Annotated in this window: 18 protein-coding genes; 14 read left to right on the top strand and 4 right to left on the bottom strand. The window is 66.2% G+C overall.

Annotated elements, in window-relative coordinates; genetic code table 11:
- Nucleotides 1-9 precede the first annotated feature (9 nt).
- The 6 genes from mreC (at nt 10) to E7811_RS16075 (ending at nt 6,548) form a co-directional block, all read left to right on the top strand.
- On the top strand, nt 10-948 hold the full coding sequence (mreC, locus tag E7811_RS16100; RefSeq protein ID WP_136395698.1) for a rod shape-determining protein MreC: 939 nt from the start codon (nt 10-12) through the stop codon (nt 946-948).
- Entirely contained in the window at nt 941-1,486 is a 546-nt protein-coding gene (locus E7811_RS16095; RefSeq protein WP_136395697.1) for a rod shape-determining protein MreD, read from the top strand. Before mreC ends, E7811_RS16095 begins: the two co-directional genes overlap by 8 nt.
- Complete coding sequence (gene mrdA / locus E7811_RS16090; protein ID WP_136395696.1) at nt 1,483-3,426, top strand: penicillin-binding protein 2; 1,944 nt, start codon at nt 1,483-1,485, stop codon at nt 3,424-3,426. Before E7811_RS16095 ends, mrdA begins: the two co-directional genes overlap by 4 nt.
- Before the next feature lie 21 nt (nt 3,427-3,447).
- The gene (rodA, locus tag E7811_RS16085; protein WP_136395695.1) at nt 3,448-4,587 is read left to right on the top strand and encodes a rod shape-determining protein RodA; all 1,140 of its coding nucleotides are present in this window, start codon (nt 3,448-3,450) and stop codon (nt 4,585-4,587) included.
- 12 nt (nt 4,588-4,599) lie between these two features.
- A complete protein-coding gene (locus tag E7811_RS16080) occupies nt 4,600-5,532 on the top strand; it encodes a 2-hydroxyacid dehydrogenase (RefSeq protein WP_136395694.1) in 933 nt (310 codons plus the stop codon).
- A gap of 119 nt (nt 5,533-5,651) precedes the next feature.
- The gene (locus E7811_RS16075; protein WP_246020497.1) at nt 5,652-6,548 is read left to right on the top strand and encodes a DMT family transporter; all 897 of its coding nucleotides are present in this window, start codon (nt 5,652-5,654) and stop codon (nt 6,546-6,548) included.
- An 18-nt stretch (nt 6,549-6,566) separates the two neighbouring features.
- Here E7811_RS16075 and E7811_RS16070 read toward each other — a convergent pair whose 3' ends face one another.
- Nucleotides 6,567-7,418 carry a MurR/RpiR family transcriptional regulator gene (locus E7811_RS16070; protein WP_168733077.1) on the bottom strand — a complete coding sequence of 284 codons (852 nt, stop codon included), beginning with the start codon at nt 7,416-7,418 and terminating at the stop codon, nt 6,567-6,569.
- Between the two features lie 165 nt (nt 7,419-7,583).
- On the opposite strand from E7811_RS16070, the gene E7811_RS16065 reads away from it, so the two are divergent.
- The 7 genes from E7811_RS16065 (at nt 7,584) to E7811_RS16035 (ending at nt 15,711) form a co-directional block, all read left to right on the top strand.
- A complete protein-coding gene (locus E7811_RS16065; protein WP_136395692.1) occupies nt 7,584-8,369 on the top strand; it encodes an N-formylglutamate amidohydrolase in 786 nt (261 codons plus the stop codon).
- Between the two features lie 9 nt (nt 8,370-8,378).
- A complete protein-coding gene (locus E7811_RS16060; RefSeq protein ID WP_136395691.1) occupies nt 8,379-8,885 on the top strand; it encodes a TRAP transporter small permease subunit in 507 nt (168 codons plus the stop codon).
- Between the two features lies 1 nt (nt 8,886).
- Nucleotides 8,887-10,230 carry a TRAP transporter large permease gene (locus E7811_RS16055; protein ID WP_136395690.1) on the top strand — a complete coding sequence of 448 codons (1,344 nt, stop codon included), beginning with the start codon at nt 8,887-8,889 and terminating at the stop codon, nt 10,228-10,230.
- 210 nt (nt 10,231-10,440) lie between these two features.
- Nucleotides 10,441-11,805, top strand: a complete 1,365-nt coding sequence (locus E7811_RS16050) for a glutamine synthetase family protein (protein ID WP_136395689.1) — start codon at nt 10,441-10,443, stop codon at nt 11,803-11,805.
- Between the two features lie 57 nt (nt 11,806-11,862).
- Nucleotides 11,863-13,242, top strand: a complete 1,380-nt coding sequence (locus E7811_RS16045; protein ID WP_136395688.1) for an aldehyde dehydrogenase family protein — start codon at nt 11,863-11,865, stop codon at nt 13,240-13,242.
- 4 nt (nt 13,243-13,246) lie between these two features.
- Nucleotides 13,247-14,410, top strand: coding sequence for an iron-containing alcohol dehydrogenase (locus E7811_RS16040; protein ID WP_136395687.1), 1,164 nt, complete (start codon nt 13,247-13,249; stop codon nt 14,408-14,410).
- Nucleotides 14,411-14,466: 56 nt separating this feature from the next.
- Nucleotides 14,467-15,711, top strand: coding sequence for an NAD(P)/FAD-dependent oxidoreductase (locus E7811_RS16035; protein WP_136395686.1), 1,245 nt, complete (start codon nt 14,467-14,469; stop codon nt 15,709-15,711).
- Here E7811_RS16035 and E7811_RS16030 read toward each other — a convergent pair.
- Nucleotides 15,690-17,090: a bifunctional enoyl-CoA hydratase/phosphate acetyltransferase gene (locus E7811_RS16030; protein WP_136395685.1), complete on the bottom strand. Its 1,401-nt coding sequence runs from the start codon at nt 17,088-17,090 to the stop codon at nt 15,690-15,692. The two genes, E7811_RS16035 and E7811_RS16030, sit on opposite strands and share 22 nt — an antisense overlap.
- 58 nt (nt 17,091-17,148) lie before the next feature.
- Nucleotides 17,149-17,823 carry an HAD family hydrolase gene (locus E7811_RS16025; protein WP_136395684.1) on the bottom strand — a complete coding sequence of 225 codons (675 nt, stop codon included), beginning with the start codon at nt 17,821-17,823 and terminating at the stop codon, nt 17,149-17,151.
- A gap of 68 nt (nt 17,824-17,891) precedes the next feature.
- Between E7811_RS16025 and E7811_RS16020 the strand changes: the two genes are divergently transcribed.
- Entirely contained in the window at nt 17,892-18,677 is a 786-nt protein-coding gene (locus E7811_RS16020; protein WP_136395683.1) for an inositol monophosphatase family protein, read from the top strand.
- Here E7811_RS16020 and E7811_RS16015 read toward each other — a convergent pair.
- Nucleotides 18,674-19,747, bottom strand: coding sequence for an ABC transporter ATP-binding protein (locus E7811_RS16015; RefSeq protein WP_136395682.1), 1,074 nt, complete (start codon nt 19,745-19,747; stop codon nt 18,674-18,676). The two genes, E7811_RS16020 and E7811_RS16015, sit on opposite strands and share 4 nt — an antisense overlap.
- Nucleotides 19,748-19,751 lie beyond the last annotated feature (4 nt).

Genomic DNA, 19,751 nt, shown 5'->3' with positions numbered 1-19,751 from the left:
AGGCAGCCCGTGGCGAAGAACAGGATCAGTCCAGACGAATTCTCGCGCCCCATCCGGCGAATTCTGGTGGGCCTTCTGGTTCTTGTCCTCTTTGCGCTGTTCCTTCTGTGGCGCATCGACAGCCCGCGCGTCGAACGCTTTCGCACCGCGCTTGTCGATAGGGTTGTGCCGTCGTTCGACTGGGCGCTGGTCCCTGTGACCAAGGCCGCGGACATGATCGACAGCTTCCAGTCATATGCCGCGCTTTACGACCAGAACCAGGAACTGCGGCGCGAACTGCAGCAGATGAAGGCCTGGAAAGAGGCGGCGCTGCAGCTTGAACAGCAGAACGCGCGGCTTCTGGACCTCAATCAGGTGCGGCTCGATCCGGCGCTGACCCATGTCACCGGGGTCGTTCTGGCGGACAGCGGTTCGCCCTTCCGGCAATCCGTTCTGCTGAACGTGGGCGCGCGCGACGGCATCCGCGACGGCTGGGCCGCGATGGACGGACTTGGCCTTGTCGGGCGGATCTCGGGCGTGGGCGAACGCACCAGCCGCGTGATCCTTCTGACCGACTCGAACAGCCGCATCCCGGTCGTCGTGCAGCCCTCCGGGCAACGGGCGCTTCTGTCGGGCGACAACACCGGGGCGCCGCCGCTGGAATTCGTGGAAAAGCCCGATCTGGTCCGCCCCGGCGATCAGGTCATCACCTCGGGCGACGGGGCGATGTTCCCGGCGGGCCTCTTGGTCGGCAGCGCGGTCCAGGGCCCGGACCGCCGCCTGCGCGTGCAACTCAGCGCCGATTACGGCCGGCTGGAATTCCTGCGCGTCCTGCGCAGCCACCGGCTTGAGCCGATCACCGATCCCGGCGCGCTGGTCGCCCCGCCCCAGCCCTCGCCCGACATGTTCGGCCCGATGCCGTCGGCCGATGCCGAAGCCGCCGCGACCGACGGAGGTGACAATGGTTGACGCGTTTCGCCGTGACCTGTGGCTGATGCAGGCCGCCTATGTGCTGATCGCGCTGGTAATCTTCTTTTCCCGCCTCTTGCCCCTGGGGGTCGGGATCGAGGCGGGCGGCTGGCCCGGCCCCGATCTGCTGCTTTGCCTGACGCTGGCCTGGGTAACGCGGCGCCCCGATCAACTGCCCGTCCTCTTGATCGTCGCGGTCTACCTGGTCGAGGATTTCCTGCTGATGCGCCCGCCGGGCCTGTGGGCCGCGATCGTGGTGCTTGCGACCGAATTCCTGCGCAGCCGCGCCGCGCTGACTCGTGAACTGGGTTTCGCGATGGAATGGCTGCTGGTCGCCGCCGTCATGGTGGCCATGCTGATCCTCAACCGCGGGATCAATGCCATCGCCTTCTTGCCGCAACCGGGCTTCGGCCTTGCGGCGGTGCAGACTCTGGGCACGATCCTCTGCTATCCTCTCATGGTGGGCTTCAGCCATGCGCTGCTGAGCCTGCGCAAGCCCGCCACGGGCGAAGTTGACGACATGGGGAGGCCCCTGTGAGACGGACACAGAAGGACACCGAGGAAAGCGCCCGCGTCATTTCCCGGCGCGGCCTTTTCCTGGGCGGAACGATGGTGTCCTTCGCGGCGCTTCTTGCGGGGCGGATGCGCTATCTTCAGGTCGAGGAGGCCGACCAGTTCCGCCTTCTGGCCGAAGAGAACCGGATCAACATCCGGCTGATCCCGCCGAACCGCGGGCTGATCCACGACCGCAACGGCCGCCTGATCGCGGGCAACGAACAGAATTACCGCGTCGTCATCACGCGCGAGGACGCGGGCGATCTTGAGGCGGTGCTGGAACGGCTGTCCACCCTGATCCCGCTGTCGCAGGAAGACATCGACCGCACCATCCGCGAGGCGAAGCGGCGGTCGGGCTTCGTGCCGCTGATCGTGGCCGAACGGCTGACCTGGGATCAGCTGTCCAAGATCGCGCTCAATTCGCCGGTGCTGCCCGGCGTCTCGCCCGAGGTGGGGTTGAGCAGGGTCTATCCGATGGATACCGATTTCGCCCATGTCGTCGGCTATGTCGGGCCGGTCAGCGAAAAGGATCTTGAGGCACAGGAAAATCCCGATCCGCTCTTGCAGATCCCGAAGTTCCAGATCGGAAAGATCGGCGTCGAACGCTGGACCGAGGACATCCTGCGCGGCTCTGCCGGGGCGAAGCGGATCGAGGTGAACGCCGTAGGCCGCGTCATGCGCGAGCTTGACCGGCAGGAGGGCGAGCCGGGTGACGATATCCGCCTGACCATAGATGCGGGCGTCCAGAACTTCGCGCAGGTCCGTCTGGGCGAGGAAAGCGCGGCAGTCGTGGTGATGGATGTCGAGACCGGCGACATCATCGCCATCGCCTCGGCCCCGTCCTTCGATCCGAACATGTTCGTGCGCGGCATCAGCCATACCGAATATGCCGAACTGACGGAAAACGATCACCGGCCCCTGGCCAACAAGACGGTGCAGGGCGCCTATCCGCCCGGATCGACCTTCAAGATGATCACCGCCCTTGCGGCCCTGGAAACAGGCACCGTGACCGGACAGACCGGGGTGCGCTGCCCCGGTTATCTGGAAGTGGGCGACCGGCGGTTCCACTGCTGGAAACGCTCGGGACACGGCACCGTCGCGCTGGAACGCGCGCTGTCGGAAAGCTGTGACGTCTATTTCTACGACGTGGCCCTGAAGGTCGGGATCGACAAGATCGCCGAGATCGGGCGCTTGTTCGGCCTGGGCGAACGGCCCGACCTGCCGATGTCGGCGATCACCGACGGGGTGATGCCCTCGAAGGCGTGGAAGCAGGAACGCTACAAGCAGGAGTGGCGGATCGGCGACACGGTCAACGCCTCGATCGGGCAGGGCTATGTGCTGACCTCGCCGCTGCAGCTTGCGGTGATGACGGCGCGCCTGGCCACGGGCCGGGCGGTGAAGCCGCGGCTGATCCACATGGTCGGGAACGAGACCGTCCCGGTCGAGCCCGCGCCATCGCTGGGCCTGTCGGCGGAAAACCTGCGCGCCGTCCAGCAAGGCATGTTCGCGGTGGTCAACGATTCCCGGGGCACCGCGAAATCGTCGCAGATCGTGGAAAAAGCCTGGCTCATGGCCGGCAAGACCGGGACAAGCCAGGTGCGCAACATCACCGCCGCCGAACGCGCGCGGGGCGTCATCTCGAACGACCAGCTGCCGTGGAACCGCCGCGACCACGCGCTGTTCGTCTGCTATGCGCCCTATGACAAGCCGAAATACGCGGTGGCCGTGGTGGTGGAACATGGCGGGGGCGGGTCCACGGCAGCCGCGCCGATCGGCCGGGACGTGATCCTGCGCTGCCTCGCGGGCGAGATGCCGCCCCTGTCGGCCTACCCGGCCTCGCAGCGGGGACGGATCGAGACGCAGTTGAAGGCGATGCCGCTGCGCGACCCGGAAACGGGCGCGCCCTCGCAATCGCGCGCCTGAGACGGGAACGGGGGCCGCGCCATGAGTTTTCTTGAATATCGCATCAAGACCGCGCCCACGGGCCTGCGCAAGGTGCTGTATGTCAACTGGGCGCTGGTCCTGCTGCTGACGGCGGTGGCCGCGATCGGCTGGCTGATGCTGTATTCCGTTGCGGGCGGCAACATCGAAACCTGGGCCGAACCGCAGATGAAGCGCTATGCCGGGGGCATCGTCGTCATGATGATCATCGCCTTCGTGCCCATCTGGTTCTGGCGGAACATGTCTGCCATCGCCTATGGTGTCGCGCTTCTGCTGCTGGTGGCGGTCGAATTCTTCGGCCATGTCGGCATGGGCGCGCAGCGCTGGATCAACCTCGGCTTCATCATGCTGCAACCCTCGGAGCTGATGAAGATCGCCTTGGTGATGTTCCTCGCCGCCTATTACGACTGGCTCGATATCCGCAAGACCTCGCACCCGCTGTGGGTGCTGATCCCGGTCATTGCCATCCTGATCCCGACCGCGCTTGTCCTTGTGCAGCCGGACCTTGGCACCGCGATCCTTCTGCTTGCGGGCGGGGCTGTGGTGATGTTCTGCGCAGGCGTCAGCTGGATCTATTTCGCGGTGGTCATTGCTGCGGGCGGCGGGCTGGTCGCCACTGTCCTCGCCTCGCGCGGGACCAGCTGGCAGTTGCTGCACGACTATCAGTTCCGCCGGATCGACACCTTCCTTGATCCGACGGCAGATCCCCTTGGCGCGGGCTACAACATCATCCAAGCGCAGATCGCGCTTGGATCGGGGGGCTGGACGGGCAAGGGTTTCATGCAGGGCACGCAATCGCGCCTGAACTTCCTCCCCGAAAAGCACACCGATTTCATCTTCACCACCCTGGCCGAGGAATTCGGGTTCATCGGCGGGATCTCGCTCTTGATCCTTTACGCCGCGATCATCGCCTTTTGCGTGATCTCGGCGCTGCAGAACAAGGACCGCTTCTCGTCGCTGCTGATCCTCGGGGTGGCGGCGAATTTCTTCTTCTACTTCGCGGTCAACATGGCGATGGTGATGGGCCTTGCCCCGGTGGTGGGGGTGCCCCTGCCGCTGGTGTCCTATGGCGGTTCCGCGATGCTGGTGCTTCTGGCCGCCTTCGGGCTGGTGCAAAGCGCCCATGTCCACCGTCTGCGATAGAAGGGAAATCGGATGCGAACGATCCTCTTTGCCGGGGGGGCCGGCCTTTGGGACGAATACCGGACCGCCCTGCCCCTTGCCCTGGCCGATGCCGGAGTGCCCGCGCGGATCGTCACGGAAACCGCCACGCCGGATGCTGTCGATTACATCGTCTATGCGCCGACCTCGCCCTTGCAGGATTTCGCGCCCTTCACCAACGTGAAGCTGGTGCAAAGCCTCTGGGCCGGGGTGGAGCGGATCGTGGGCAACCCCACGCTGACCCAGCCGCTGTGCCGGATGGTCGATCCGGGCCTGACCGAAGGCATGGTCGAATACGTTCTGGGCCATGTGCTGCGCCATCACCTGGGGATGGACCGCCACATCGTGAACCCCGGTCATGTCTGGGATCACCGCTGCCCGCCGCTTGCCCGTGACCGCAAGGTCACGATGCTGGGGCTCGGGGCGCTTGGTGCGGCCTGCCTGCAGGCGCTGGGGGCGCTGCACTTCGATCTTCGCGGCTGGAGCCGCACCCCCAAATCGCTGCCGGGCGTGCGCTGCCATCACGGCACGGACGGGCTGCGCGAAGCCCTTTCCGGGGCCGAGATCGTCGTGACGCTGCTGCCCCGGACGCCCGGGACGGAAAACATCCTGAACGCCGAAACGCTGGGCTGGCTCGCCCCGGGTGCCGCGATCGTCAACCCCGGCCGCGGGCCGCTGATCGACGACGAGGCGCTTCTGGCCGCGCTGGACAGCGGTCAGGTCGGACATGCCACGCTGGACGTCTTCCGGGTAGAACCCCTGCCGGCCGGTCATCCGTTCTGGACCCATTCGCGCGTGACTGTGACACCCCATATCGCCGCCGATACGCGGGCGGACAGCGCCGCGCGGGTGGTGGCCGAAAACATCCGCCGCGCCGAGGCAGGCGAACCTCTGCTGCATCAGGTGGATCGCGTGCGCGGCTACTGACGGCTGACGGGCCGTCGCGAACCGGGAAAACCGGGGCCGCCGCAGGCAAGCCGGCGTCGCAAACGGAACAGACGCGCCACCCTCGGGGCGAAACACTGCCCGCGAAGGAGCCCCGCGCAATGTCCGGTCCGATGTCCTATTCCAATGGCGTGATCTTCGTCATCGTCGCCTCGGTCCTGTGGTCGGCGATGGGGCTTGCGATCCGCAACATCGACGAGGCGGGAACCTGGGCCGTCCTGTTCTGGCGGTCGCTGGGCCTTGTGCCCGTGCTGCTGGCCTATGTCACACGGTCCTCGGGCGGGCATCCGCTGCGGCGGATCCGCAAGGTCGGGCTTGCCGGGATCGTCGGCGGGGCGGGGCTGGTTTTTGCCTTCGCGGGGGCGATCTTCGCGATCCAGTCGACCACCGTCGCAAATGCCGTCTTCCTGTTCTCGGCCTCGCCCTTCCTGGCGGCGGTCCTTGGCTGGATCCTCTTGCGCGAGCCGGTGCGCCTCGCGACCTGGGTCGCGATGGCGCTGGCGCTGGCGGGCATGTGGATCATGGTGCGCGAAGGGCTGGCGGCGGGGGCTCTGGCCGGGAATATCGCGGCCCTTCTTTCGGCCTTCGGCTTTGCCGCCTTTTCCATCGCGCTGCGCTGGCGCCGGGTCGAGAACATGATGCCCGCCGTCATCCTGGGCGGGGTCTTCTCGGCGCTGGTCGCGGCGGCCGTCTTGTGGGCGACGGGCGGAAGCCTTGCGGTGTCGGTCAAGGACGGGGCCATCGCGATGGGCATGGGCGCGGGCCTTCTGGCCGCCGGTATGGTGCTTTACACGTTGGGCAGCCGGGTGATCCCGGCGGCCGAACTGACCCTTCTTTCAATGGTCGAGGTGCTGCTGGCGCCGGTCTGGGTCTGGGCCTTCCTGGGAGAAACGGCCAGTCAGGCGACGTTCCTTGGCGGTGCGGTGCTGATGTCGGCCATCGCTTTCAACGCGATGTCGGGGGCAAGGCGCAAACCGGTGGCCCCACCAATCACCTGACGCCGCCCCGCAGGCGCGTCAGCGATGCCTGCGAAAGAACCTTGACCGCGCATACAGGTCTTCCAGCCGCTTCATCCGGCCTTCGGTTTCGCCCCAGGTCAGGCTCTGGACGGCGGCCAGAAGCGTTTCGACCAGGACGAGGATCGAAACGGTGCTGTCCCAGGCACTCGGAACCTCGATGTAGCAGCAGAAGGTGTGCCGCGCATGCGAGGCGGCAGGGCTGACCCAGCGGTCGGTGATCAGCACCACCTCGGCCCCCTGTTCCACCGCAAGTTCCACCAGTTGCAGCACCGAATTCTCGTACCGCCGGATGTCGAAGACCAGCAGCACATCGCCTTTCTGCATCTCCAGCAGCGCGGGCGGCCATGTGTTCGACATGTCCGACAGAAGCGTCACATCCGGGCGGACGATCTTCATCAGCGATACGAAGTAATCTGCCATCGCATGGGTGATCCGCCCGCCGATGGCAAAGACACGGCGGTTCCGGTCAGCCAGAAGCGCCGCCGCCGCATCGAATTCGGCATGGTCGATCTGGCCGAGGGTGGATTGCAGGTTGGCCAGCACCGCATCGGCAAAGCGGTTCAGGATATGGGTATCGGGAACGCCCCCCGCCCACCGGTCATGCTTTGCAATGGGCGAGACCAGCATCGCCTCGACCTCGCCGCGCAGCGCGTTCTGGTAATCGGGATATCCCTTGTATCCCAGCTTCTGCACCAGCCGCACGACCGTCGGCGTCGATACCTCGGCAGCGCGCGCAAGGGCGGTGATCGACCCGAGCGCAGCCACCGGGAAATGCTGCAGCACATGGGTGGCCAGCTGCCGTTCGGCCCGGGTCAGATCCGGGAGGGCTGCGCGCAGGCGCTCTTCCATCGAGGGGGAAATATCCACGCGCTCTCCTTGACATGCGAACAGAAAAGGCACCCGGCCCGGGATCGGTCAGAAAACATCGTAACAGATCGGGCGCGAAAGAAAACATGTTGACAGAGGCAGAGCCGATTGGGACGCTCCGCCCATACAGGGAGATGACTCGCTGCCATGACAGCGGCACAGGAAACGCCAGCCGGGCCTTTTCCGGCGCATGTCGAGAACGCGGGCGCGGGCGGCCGTGTCGTTCTGGTCTGCGAACATGCCTCGAACACCATTCCGGCCGCATGGGGCGATCTGGGCCTGACAGAGGCGCAGCGCCACGCCCATATCGCCTGGGACCCCGGCGCGCTCGGACTGGCGCGGGGACTGATGCGGCGGCTTGATGCGGTGCTGGTCCATGCCCCGGTCAGCCGGCTCGTCTATGACTGCAACCGCGCGCCCGACATGGCCGGCGCCATGCCCGCCCGGTCCGAGGTGCATGACATCCCCGGCAACCAGTCGATCGGCCCGGCGGAACGCCACCGGCGGACGCAGGCGATCTATCTGCCGTTCCATGATGCGCTGCATGGCTGCATCGCCGGGCGGATCGCGCTTGGCCTGGCGCCGGTGATGGTGACGATCCACAGCTTCACGCCGGTTTACTTCGACCAGCCACGGGCCGTGGAATTCGGCGTGATCCACGATCACGACCCGACGCTGGCGCGCGCCGTCGTCGAGGTGGCGCGCGAACGCACCGGGCTTCGGACCGAACTCAACGCCCCCTATTCCGCCGCCGATGACGTGACCCACAGCCTGCGCCTGCACGCCACGCCCTACGCGCTGCAGAACGTCATGCTGGAAATCCGCAACGACCTGATCGCCACGCCCGCCGCCGAAGAGGCGATGGCCGAAATACTTGCCCCCGTGCTGACCGAGGCGCTGGCCCGCATCAGCCTCAGGGTGAAGGCAGGATAAGGAGACCCGATGCCGCGCCCGATCGTTCTGTTTGTCCGGATCGTCGATGCGATCAATTACCGCGTCGGCCGGTTCGCCATGTACCTGCTGTATGTGCTGATGGCGATCCTGCTCTGGTCGTCCCTGTCCAAGCTCAGCTCGACGCCCAGCATGTGGCCGCTCGAGGCCGCACAGTTCGTGATGATCGCCTATTTCATGCTGGGCGGTCCCTATTCGATGCAGACCGGCGATCATGTGCGGATGGACCTGCTTTACGGCAACTGGACCGAACGCAGGCGCAGCTGGTTCGATGCCTTCACCGTCTTTGCCGTCATCATCTTCCTTGGCGTGCTGCTGTATGGCGGGATCGAAAGCATGATGTATTCGATCCAGTACAACGAACGCAGCCCCTCGCCCTGGCGGCCCTACATGTGGCCGATCAAGGCGGTGATGAACCTGGGCGTGTTCCTGATGATCCTGCAGTCGCTGTCGATCTTCTTCAAGGATGTGGCAGCCCTGCGCGGAAAGGCGATCTGACATGTCGTATGAGATGATCGCCCTTGTGATGTTCCTGTCGATGCTGGTCATGATGCTGACCGGCCAGCGTGTATTCGGCGTGATCGGCTTTGTCGGCGTCGTCGCCGCGCTGATGCTTTGGGGCACCGGCGGGCAGGGCCTTGCCTTCGGGGCGGGCATGAAGCTGATGAAGTGGTATCCGCTGCTGACGCTGCCGATGTTCGTCTTCATGGGCTATGTGATGTCCGAGGCGCGGCTGGCCGACGACCTGTATCGAATGTTCCATGTCTGGTTCGGGCCGGTACCGGGCGGGCTTGCCATCGGCACGATCCTTCTGATGGTGCTGATCTCGGCGATGAACGGGCTTTCGGTCGCGGGCATGGCGATCGGGGCCACCATCGCCCTGCCGGAACTTCTGCGCCGCAGCTATGACAAGCGCATGGTCACGGGCGTGATCCAGGCCGGGTCATCCTTGGGCATCCTGATCCCGCCCTCGGTCGTGCTGGTGCTTTACGCGATGATCGCGCGCCAGCCGGTCGGGCAGCTGTGGCTGGCCGGGGTGTTTCCAGGGCTGATGATGGCGGCGCTTTTCGTCCTCTACATCTGGCTTCGCTGCAAGATCACGCCCTCCCTGGGTCCGGCCCTTTCCGAAGAGGAACGCGCCGAGATCACGACGGCGGAAAAACTGCGCCTGCTGCGCGCGGGGGCGCTGCCCTTCATCATCTTCTTCGTGATGATGGTGCCCTTCGTGAACGGCTACACCAGCCTTGTCGAAAGCTCGGTGATCGGGGCGTTGACGACGGTGGCCGCGGCCATCCTGAAGGGACGCTTCAACCGTGAGGTGTTCGAGAAATGCACCCGCCTGACGCTGGCCATTTCCTGCATGTTCATGTGGATCATCCTGGCCGCGCTGACTTTCGGGGCGGTGTTCGACGGCCTTGGCGCGGTCAAGGCGATCGAGGGCTTCTTTGTCGGCGACCTCGGGCTTGGCCCCTGGGAAATCCTGATCCTGATGCAGCTGTCCTATCTGGTGATGGGCATGTTCCTGGATGACACGGCCATGCTGGTGATCGTGGCGCCGCTTTACGTGCCGCTGGTCCGGGTGCTGGACCTTGGCATGGACAAGGCCGATGTGCTGATCTGGTACGGCGTGCTTTATACCATCACCTGCCAGATCGCCTATCTGACGCCACCCTTCGGCTATAACCTGTTCCTGATGCGGGCGATGGCACCGAAGGAGATCACGATCATCGACATCTACCGGTCGATCCTGCCCTTCGTCCTGGTGATGACGCTGGCGCTGGCACTGGTGATGGCCTTCCCGCAGATCGCGCTGTGGCTGCCCAACACAATCTACGGAAAATGACCCCGCAACAAAGGACATGACCAAGAGGAAACCATGACACTCAGGGAAGACGGACCGACCGAAGCCACCGCAGGCCACGGCCTGACCTTCTGGACGCGCAAGCCGGAATTCGGTGGCGCCGGGGCGCGCGGCTGACATTCCGCCCCGGCAGGCGCTGCCGGGCTTCCCCGACCGACCGGACCCCTGAAAGACAACCGAAAGAGGCGAACCATGCCTGCAAACCTGACCCTTGAAAGCCTGAAGGCCGCCGTTGCCGCGGGCGAAATCGATACCGTTGCCGCCTGCATCGTCGACATGCAGGGCCGCCTGATGGGCAAGCGCTTTGTCGCGCAGCATTTTCTGGACAGCGCGTGGGAAGAAACCCACTGCTGCAACTACCTTCTGGCCACCGACATGGAGATGATCACCGTGCCGGGCTACAAGGCCTCAAGCTGGAAGGCGGGTTATGGCGATTACATCATGCGCCCCGATCTTTCCACGCTCCGCCGCCTGCCATGGGTGCCGGGCACCGCGCTGGTGATGTGCGACGTGCTGGATCACCACACGCATGACCTTGTGCCCCACGCGCCGCGCACGATGCTGCAACGCCAGATCGAACGCGCCAAGGCCATGGGTTTCGATGCGATGATGGCGACCGAACTGGAATTCTTCCTGTTCGAGGAAAGCTATGCCCATCTGTTCGACACCGGCTATCGCCAGATGACGGCCGTGGCCCGGCACAACGTGGACTATTCCATCTTCGGCACCAGCCGGGACGAACCGGTGATGCGCGACATCCGAAACGGCCTGTGGGGCGCGGGCATCCCGATCGAATGTTCCAAGGGCGAGGCCGACGCCGGACAGGAAGAGGTGAACGCGAAGTATTCGGATGCGATGGACACCGCCGACATGCATTCGATCATCAAGCTGGGGGTCAAGCAGATCGCCGCGAAGCACGGGGTATCGGCCACCTTCATGGCGAAATACGACCACCGCCGCGCCGGATCGTCCAGCCATGTGCATCAGTCGCTCTGGTCGAACGGCGCCCCCGCCTTCTTCGACCCAGACAAGCCGCATGGCATGTCTGACCTGATGTGCCATTTCCTTGCAGGCCAGCTGGCCCATGCCTCCGATATCGCCTTTTTCCTTGCGCCGAACGTGAACAGCTACAAGCGCTTTGTCGTGGGCATGTTCGCGCCCACCAAGGCGGTCTGGTCCTGCGACAACCGCACAGCCGGTTTCCGCGTCTGCGGCGAGGGGACAAAGGCCGTGCGCGTGGAATGCCGCATCGGCGGGGCCGACCTGAACCCCTACCTGGCCTGTGCGGCGCTTCTGGCGGCAGGGCTTGACGGGATCGAGAAGAAGATGGAACTGGAGCCCGAAACCGCGGGCGATATCTATCAGGCGGGCGAGGTGCGCGAAGTGCCGAAAACGCTGGTGGCCGCGGCAGAAACACTGCGGACATCCGCCTTCCTCCGGACCTCGTTCGGGGATGACGTGATCGACCACTATCACCATGCCGCGCAATGGGAACTGGCAGAGTATTTCCGCGTCGTGACCGACTGGGAAGTTGCGCGCGGATTCGACCGGGCCTGAGGCCACGGCGACAGGACATGACCGCGCGGCTCGCCGCGCAGATGAGGACGACAGAAGATGAAACCGATCCAACTGATTTCCCCGGTCGATGGCCGGGTCTATGCCGAACGGATGCCCCTTTCGCGCGATGCGGCCGAGGCCGCCGTGGCACGGGCCAAGGCCGCGCAGAAAGGCTGGGCCGCGCGCCCCCTGGAGGAACGCATCGCGCTGGTGAAGGCGGGTGTGAAGATCCTGAACGACATGAAGGATGTGGTGGTGGAGGAACTGGCCTGGCAGATGGGCCGCCCGACGCGCTTTGGCGGGGAATACGGCGGCGTGAACGCCCGGACCGACTACATGTCGGAAATCGCCGCCGAAAGCCTGGCGCCCAAGGTGATCGAGGATTCGAACGCCTTCCGCCGCTATCTGGCGCGCGAACCCGTGGGCGTTGTCTTCATCGTCGCCCCCTGGAACTACCCCTACCTCACCACGATCAACACGCTTGTGCCCGCGCTGATCGCCGGAAACACGGTGATCCTGAAGCACGCAAGCCAGACGCTTCTGGTGGGCGAACGGCTGGCCGAGGCGTTCCACGCGGGCGGCGTGCCTCAGGATGTATTCCAGAACGTCGTGCTGGACCATGCCACGACCGAACACCTGATCGGCGCCAAGTCCTTCGGTTTCGTGAATTTCACCGGTTCGGTCGGCGGTGGCGCCGCGATCGAACGCGCGGCGGCGGGCACCTTCACCGGCCTTGGCCTGGAACTGGGCGGCAAGGACCCCGGCTATGTCCGCGCCGACGCAAATCTGGATGCGGCGGTCGATACGCTGATGGACGGCGCGATGTATAACGCCGGCCAGTGCTGCTGCGGGATCGAACGGATCTATGTGCACGAAAGCCTGTATGATGCCTTCGTGGAAAAGGCGGTGGCATGGGTCAAGGGCCTGACCTTGGGCAACCCCTTCGATGCGGCCACCACCATCGGCCCGATGGCCAATGCCCGTTTCGCCAAGGTGGTGCGCGACCAGATCGCCGAAGCGGTGGCGATGGGGGCGAAACCGATGATCGACCCGTCGCATTTCCCCGCCAATGATGGCGGCGCCTATCTCGCGCCGCAGATCTTGACCAACGTCAACCACAAGATGCGGGTGATGATGGAGGAATCCTTCGGCCCGGTGGTGGGGATCATGAAAGTCAAAGACGACGCCGAGGCCATCGCGTTGATGAACGACAGCCCCTACGGCCTGACCGCCTCGATCTGGACGCAGGACTATGACACGGCCGCCGCCATCGGCGCGCAGATCGAAACCGGCACGATCTTCATGAACCGGGCCGATTACCTTGACCCGGCACTGTGCTGGACGGGATGCAAGGATACCGGGCGGGGCACCTCGCTGTCCTATCTCGGTTTCCTCAGCCTGACGCGCCCGAAATCCTATCACCTCAAGAAAGTCTGACACCATGACCGCGCACAATGTGCCCAATCGCAACTGGTCATACCCGACCGCGATCAAATTCGGCGTGGGCCGGATTGCCGAACTGGCCGATCACTGCAAGGCCGCAGGCATCAGCCGCCCCCTGCTGGTGACCGACCGCGCGCTTGCCGCCCTGCCGATCACCGCGGGCGCGCTGAATGTGCTTGACGCCGCGGGCCTTGGCCGCGCCGTGTTCAGCGATGTCGACCCGAACCCGCACGAGGGCAACATGGCCGCCGGCATCAGCGTCTATCGCGCGGGCGGGCATGACGGGGTGGTGGCCTTCGGTGGCGGTTCGGCGCTGGATCTGGGCAAGATGATTGCCCTGATGGCCGGCCAGCGCGAGGATCTTTCGGTCTGGGACCTGGAGGATGTGGACGACTGGTACACCCGTGCCGATGCCGACAAGATCGCCCCCGTCATCGCCGTGCCCACAACCGCCGGAACCGGCTCCGAAGTGGGCCGGGCCGGTGTGCTGACCAACAGCGCGACCCACAAGAAGAAGATCATCTTCCATCCCAGGCTGATGCCCGTGGTCACGATCTGCGATCCGGCGCTGACCGTGGGAATGCCGCGTTTCATCACCGCAGGCACGGGCATGGATGCGCTGGCCCATTGCCTCGAGGCGTATTGCAGCCCGCATTACCACCCGATGAGCCAGGGCATCGCTCTGGAAGGGATGCGGCTGGTGTTCGAGAACCTGCCGAAGGTCTACGACAACCCGAACGACCTTGACGCCCGCGCCCACATGATGAGCGCGGCGGCGATGGGGGCTGTCGCGTTCCAGAAGGGGCTGGGGGCGATCCACTCGCTCTCGCATCCGGTGGGCGCGGTCTACAACACCCACCACGGCACGACGAACGCCGTGGTGATGCCGATGGTGCTGGATTTCAACCGCGCCGCGATCGAGGACCGCATCAAGGCCGCCGCCGCCTATCTGGGCATCGCGGGCGGGTTCGACGGGTTCCGCGCCGCGATCATGGCCCTGCGCGCGCGCCTCGCCATCCCGGAGAACCTGACGGCGATGGGGGTGCAACGCGACCGGCTGGACGAACTGACCGACATGGCGCTGGAAGACCCGTCCTGCGGCGGGAACCCTGTGGCCATGACGCGCGAAAACACCCGCGCGCTGTTCGAGGCCTGCATGTGATGACAGCCGCCCGGCGGGCCGGATGAACCCGCCGGGCACCACGGACTGACAGGGCGATGACAGAACGTCTTTCCACCGAAATCGCGGTGATCGGCGCGGGTGTGGTCGGCATGGCCTGCGCGCTGCGTCTGGCCGCCGACGGGCATGAGGTGCTGCTGATCGACCCCGAACCACCGGGATCGGGCGCATCATACGGCAATGCCGGCACGATCGCGGATTACGCGGTGATGCCGGTCGGCACACCCGACGTCTTGAAGAACCTGCCGTCGCTGCTGTTCGACCGCAATTCGCCGCTGGCGATCCGCCGCGCGGCCTTGCCCACGCTGGCGCCGTGGCTGCTGCGCTTTGCGCGGCAATCCCTGCCGGGGGCGGCGCGCAGGAACGCGGCGGCGATCGCGGCGCTTCTGGCCGATGCAACGCCCCTCTGGCAGGAGCTCGCCGCCGGAATCGGGGGCGCCGACATCCTGCAACAGCGGGGCTGCCTTTACGTCTATGAAACCGCGGCCGCCCGCCGCGCGGCCGAGGCCGACATGGCCTTTCGCCGCAGCCACGGCATCACCGTCGACCTGATCGGCCCGGCCGAACTTGCCGCGATGGAGCCGAACCTGCCCCCGGTCGCGTGGGGCGGGGCCTTCTTTCCGGGGGCGGTCTTCCTGACCGATCCGGGGCGGATGATGGGGCGGATGGCCTCGGCCTGCGCGGCGGCGGGCGTTACGCACCTGCCCCACCGCGTCAACGGGCTGGCACGGCAGGCGGGGGGCATCTTTCTGACCGGGCCGGGCCTGCGGGTCGAGGCGCGCCGCGTGGTCCTGGCCGCCGGGGCCCATTCGCGCGCGCTGGCGCGGCAGGCGGGCGACCGCGTGCCGCTGGATACCGAACGCGGCTATCACGTCGAATGGGACATGGATGCGCCGCGGCTGAACCGCCCCTGCTGCCCGACCTCGCGCGGGTTCTACCTTTGCCCGATGACAGGGCGGTTGCGCGCGGCGGGCACGGTTGAACTGGGCGGGCTGACCGCACCGCCCTCGCCCCATCGCATCGCCCGGCTTGTCGAGGGCGTAAAGGCGATCTTTCCCGATCTGGGACCGCCCGCGCGCCACTGGATGGGTTTCCGCCCCTCGATGCCCGACAGCGTGCCGGTGATCGGCCCAAGCCGGGCGGGGGCGGATGTGATCCATGCCTATGGCCACGGCCATATCGGCCTGACGCTGGCGCCCGTGACGGCGCGCATCGTGGCGGATCTGGTCGCCGGGCGCGATCCGGGTCTGGCGATGGCGCCTTACCTGCCCGCGCGATTCTGATCGCGAAGCCACAGGTCGTAAAGCGCCGCCACCGCGCAAGAGGCCAGCCGCGCCATGTCGTCATCGGCCCGGCTGTTGAGGATGATCGGCACCCGCGCCCCGATCACCACGCCCGCGGCCTCGGCATGCGACAGGTAGGTCAGCTGCTTGGCCAGCATGTTGCCCGCATCGATCCCCGGCACGACCAGCACCTCGGCCCGCCCTGCCACCGGCGAGGTGATGCCCTTGGTCCGGGCGGCGGCCATGTCCACGGCATTGTCCATCGCCAGCGGCCCGTCGACGACCCCGCCCTTGATCTGCCCGCGTTCGGCCATCTTGGACAGAAGCGCCGCGTCGATCGACGACGGCAACGCCGGGTTGACCGTCTCTACCGCCGACAGCACGCCGACCTTGGGCTGTTCGATCCCCAGGGACAGGGCAAGGTCGATCGCGTTCTGCACGATATCGACCTTGGTCATCAGGTCAGGCGCGATGTTGATCGCCGCATCCGTCACCAGAAGCGGATGGGCAAGACCCGGCACATCCATCACGAAGACATGGCTGAACCTGCGCCGCCCGCGCAATCCCGTGTCGCGATCCACCGCCGGGCGGAGAAGCTCGTCGGTATGCAGGTGCCCCTTCATCAACGCCTGCACCTTCCCCTCGCGCGCAAGGGCCACGGCTGCCGCCGCGGCCGCCACCGGATCGGGCAGGTCGATCACCTCGATTCCTGTCAGGTCGCGGCCCAGTTCGGCTGCCACGGCGGCAATGCGCGCAGCGCTTCCCAGAAGGACCGGCTCGATCAGCGTATGATCGCGCGCCAGAAGCGCCCCGTTCAGCGCATCGGGCTTTTCCGGGCAGACGACCGCCGTGCGCAGGGCAGGCAGCGGTGCCGCGCGCGCCAGCAGGGCTTCGAAATGGCGGTGGCGCTGAACGATCAGGCCGGGCATGTCGCGCGTGTCATAGGCCACCTTGGTCCGCGGGGCCTGCACCGTTGCCCGGCCTTCCAGCAGGACCAATCCGTCGGCCGCCCGTGTCACCAGCGCATCCAGCGTCACCAGCCCCTCGGCCCGGTCGACAGACACGACCGTCACGCGCGACACCAGTTCATCGCCCGCCACCGCCCGGTTCGGAAACCGCACCTCCAGCGCGCGCGACAGCGTGCCCCCGCCGGGCAGGACGGTGCCCAGAACCGCCGTCAGGAAGGCCGCCACCATCGACCCCGGCACGACGATTTCGGCCTGCCCGTCGCCATCGCCATCCTTCGCGTGATGGTGCATCGGATTGTGGTTGCCCGAGACATTGGCGAAGGCCAGCACATCGTCGACGGTGCAAAGCCTGCGCAGTTCGGCGGTATCGCCGGGCTTCAGTTCCTCAAGGGTCCGGTTTTCAAGGATCACGGCCCGCTCTCCTGGCTTCGGGGTTCGTGCGACAGGAAGCCCCAGCCGCGTTGCGGCGTCAACAGCCGATCCGGGACGGAAGCCGCACACGGGCCGTCAGCGCCCGGTAGTCCGGCACGGCCAGGGAAAGCCCTTCGGCCACCGCAGGCACCAACGCCCGCGGACCGATCCCGATCACCGCAAGGCCCGCGCCCTGCGCCGACTGGAAGCCTGCCGGGGCATCCTCGACCGCGACCGCGCCTTCGGGTGCCAGCCCCAGCCGGGTCAGGGTTTCCAGGTAGGGCAAGGGGTGCGGTTTGCCGCGCGGCAGTTCGGCCGCCGAGACCGTCAGCTCGACGGCATCGGCAACGCCCAGCTGGTCTAGCGCCGCGTCGATATGGCGGCGCGGGGACGAGGAACAGACCGCAACGCGCAGCCCCGCCTCGGCGACATCGCGCAGGAACCGGGCCGCACCGGGGATCACCTCGCGATGAAGGGGCAAGAGCCTGTCCGCCTCGACCCCGATTTCAACGCCAAGGCGGTGACGCAGATCGGGGGAAAGACCGGGGCCGAAGACCTCGGCCAGAAACCCCGCAAGGCCCTGGCCCACATAACGATCCAGCAGGTCTTCGCTGACCGAATGGCCATGCCGCGCAAGAACCGCGACCTTGGCCGCGGCCCAGGCCGGTTCGCTTTCCACAAGCGTGCCGTCCAGATCGAAGATCACCGCGCGATGCGCCTGAAGATCCATCATCGCCCCTTCCCATTCCCGGCACGGCGGGCGTAGGCTGCCGCTGTTACATTTGCAACGGAATCTTCATCATGCCGCATGACGCCCGCTATACCATCGCCCGCCGGATCGCCCGCGAGGCGGGGAACCTGGCGCGCGACTATTTCCGCAACTGGCAGACGCTGGCCGTGGACGCGAAAGGGCATCAGGATTTCGTCTCGGAGGCCGACAAGGAGGTGGAACTTGCAGTGCGGCGGATGCTGGCCGAAGCCTGCCCGGACGATGCGATCCTTGGCGAGGAAGGCGCGCCCACGGCGGGCAGCAGCGGCTACACCTGGGTGATCGACCCGATCGACGGCACGACGAACTTCATCAACGGCATCCCGCAATGGTGCGTGATCCTGGCCTGCGTCAAGGATGGAGAGGTGGTGATCGGCGTGATCCACGACCCGATGGCCGACGAGATGCATCATGCCATGAAGGGCGGCGGCGCGTTTTGCAACGACCAGCCGATCCGCTGCACCGCCAAGACATCGCTGCGCGACGGATCGCTGGGGGTGGGCTTTTCCGGCCGCCGCGAGATCGAGGGGATCAAGCGGCTTGTCTCGCTGGCCTGTGACGCGGGCACGGTGTTCTGGCGCAACGGATCGGGCGGGCTGTCGCTGGCCTATGTCGCCTCGGGGCGCATCCTGGGCTATGCCGAGGCGCATATGAACGCGTGGGATTTCCTGGCGGGCTATCTTCTGGTGCATGAGGCGGGCGGTCGGATGCAGCAGGTGGACGTGACCGCCGCGCTGGCCGAAGGCGGGCGCGTCGTCGGCGGCGGGGCGGCGGTGTTCGACGCGATCCAGGAAATGGCCGACCGCGCCTTCGACTAGGCCCGCGGCACCAGGACCGGGCCGCTTTCCGCCAGACCCAGGGCCACATCCGTACCGGGCTTCAGCGGATGGACGACATCCTCGTTCACCGCAAAGAAACTGCCGACATCGGTTTCCACGGTGTATTCCATGCGGTTGCCGACATAGGTCGCCTTGGCGATGCGGGCGGCCATGCCCGCCCCGCCCCTGTCCGACAGCACCAGCCGCGAGGGGCGCACCGCCAGCAACGCGGGGCCCTTCGGCAGCCCGCGCGACGGCAGGGCATGGCGATACCCCCCCATCGCGATGGTCGCGGTCGCGCCGTCGGTGTCCACGATCTCGACCGGGATCAGGTTCGCCTCGCCGATGAAGTCTGCGACGAAGGCATCGGCGGGCGCCTCGTAAAGGTCGCGCGGCGTGCCGACCTGGGCGATGGCGGCGTTGCGCATCACCACGATCTCGTCGCTGACGGCCAGCGCCTCTTCCTGGTCGTGGGTCACATAGACCACGGTCAGGCCAAGCGTCTGCTGGATCTCGCGGATCTCTTCGCGCACCTTGCGGCGCAGCTTGGCGTCAAGGTTCGACAGCGGTTCGTCGAACAGAAGCACCTGGGGCTCCAGCACAAGCGCCCGCGCCACCGCCACGCGCTGCTGCTGCCCCCCCGACAGTTCCGACGGCAGGCGGCCGCCGTAATCCTTCAACCCCACCAGATCGAGCCCCGCCATCGCGCGATCACGGGTTTCCGCCTTGTTGAAGCCGGAAAACTTCAGGCCGTAGCTGACGTTTTCCAGAACCGTCATATGCGGGAAAAGCGCATAGGACTGGAACACCATCGACACGTCGCGGTCCGTCGCGGGCAGTTGCGTCACGTCCTTGTCGCCGATCAGGATCGTGCCACGGCTGGCCATTTCAAGCCCCGCGATCATCCGCAGGGTCGTGGTCTTGCCACAGCCCGATGGCCCAAGCAGCGTGACAAGCGACCCCGCCCGCACCGTAAGGGTGATGTCGTCCACCGCCACCACGTCGCGGCCATAGATCTTGGTGACATTCTCGAACCGAACCGAGGCGGCCTTGGCGTTGATGCGCGTCATGTCG

It is taken from the genome of Aliigemmobacter aestuarii, assembly GCF_004799285.1.
GTDB classification, from domain to species: domain Bacteria; phylum Pseudomonadota; class Alphaproteobacteria; order Rhodobacterales; family Rhodobacteraceae; genus Aliigemmobacter; species Aliigemmobacter aestuarii.
This window is presented reverse-complemented; position numbering and strand designations above follow the sequence as displayed.

Excerpts from the sequence above, each read along its gene's own strand:
- E7811_RS16080 (WP_136395694.1), top strand. The coding sequence starts at position 4,600 with ATGCGAACGATCCTCTTTGCCGGGGGGGCCGGCCTTTGGGACGAATAC.
- E7811_RS16060 (WP_136395691.1), top strand. The coding sequence starts at position 8,379 with ATGCCGCGCCCGATCGTTCTGTTTGTCCGGATCGTCGATGCGATCAAT.
- E7811_RS16065 (WP_136395692.1), top strand. The coding sequence starts at position 7,584 with ATGACAGCGGCACAGGAAACGCCAGCCGGGCCTTTTCCGGCGCATGTC.
- E7811_RS16020 (WP_136395683.1), top strand. The coding sequence starts at position 17,892 with ATGCCGCATGACGCCCGCTATACCATCGCCCGCCGGATCGCCCGCGAG.
- E7811_RS16055 (WP_136395690.1), top strand. The coding sequence starts at position 8,887 with ATGTCGTATGAGATGATCGCCCTTGTGATGTTCCTGTCGATGCTGGTC.
- E7811_RS16075 (WP_246020497.1), top strand. The coding sequence starts at position 5,652 with ATGTCCGGTCCGATGTCCTATTCCAATGGCGTGATCTTCGTCATCGTC.
- E7811_RS16050 (WP_136395689.1), top strand. The coding sequence starts at position 10,441 with ATGCCTGCAAACCTGACCCTTGAAAGCCTGAAGGCCGCCGTTGCCGCG.
- E7811_RS16015 (WP_136395682.1), bottom strand. The coding sequence starts at position 19,747 with ATGACGCGCATCAACGCCAAGGCCGCCTCGGTTCGGTTCGAGAATGTC.
- E7811_RS16045 (WP_136395688.1), top strand. The coding sequence starts at position 11,863 with ATGAAACCGATCCAACTGATTTCCCCGGTCGATGGCCGGGTCTATGCC.
- E7811_RS16025 (WP_136395684.1), bottom strand. The coding sequence starts at position 17,823 with ATGATGGATCTTCAGGCGCATCGCGCGGTGATCTTCGATCTGGACGGC.
- E7811_RS16035 (WP_136395686.1), top strand. The coding sequence starts at position 14,467 with ATGACAGAACGTCTTTCCACCGAAATCGCGGTGATCGGCGCGGGTGTG.
- E7811_RS16070 (WP_168733077.1), bottom strand. The coding sequence starts at position 7,418 with ATGGAAGAGCGCCTGCGCGCAGCCCTCCCGGATCTGACCCGGGCCGAA.
- rodA (WP_136395695.1), top strand. The coding sequence starts at position 3,448 with ATGAGTTTTCTTGAATATCGCATCAAGACCGCGCCCACGGGCCTGCGC.
- E7811_RS16095 (WP_136395697.1), top strand. The coding sequence starts at position 941 with ATGGTTGACGCGTTTCGCCGTGACCTGTGGCTGATGCAGGCCGCCTAT.
- E7811_RS16040 (WP_136395687.1), top strand. The coding sequence starts at position 13,247 with ATGACCGCGCACAATGTGCCCAATCGCAACTGGTCATACCCGACCGCG.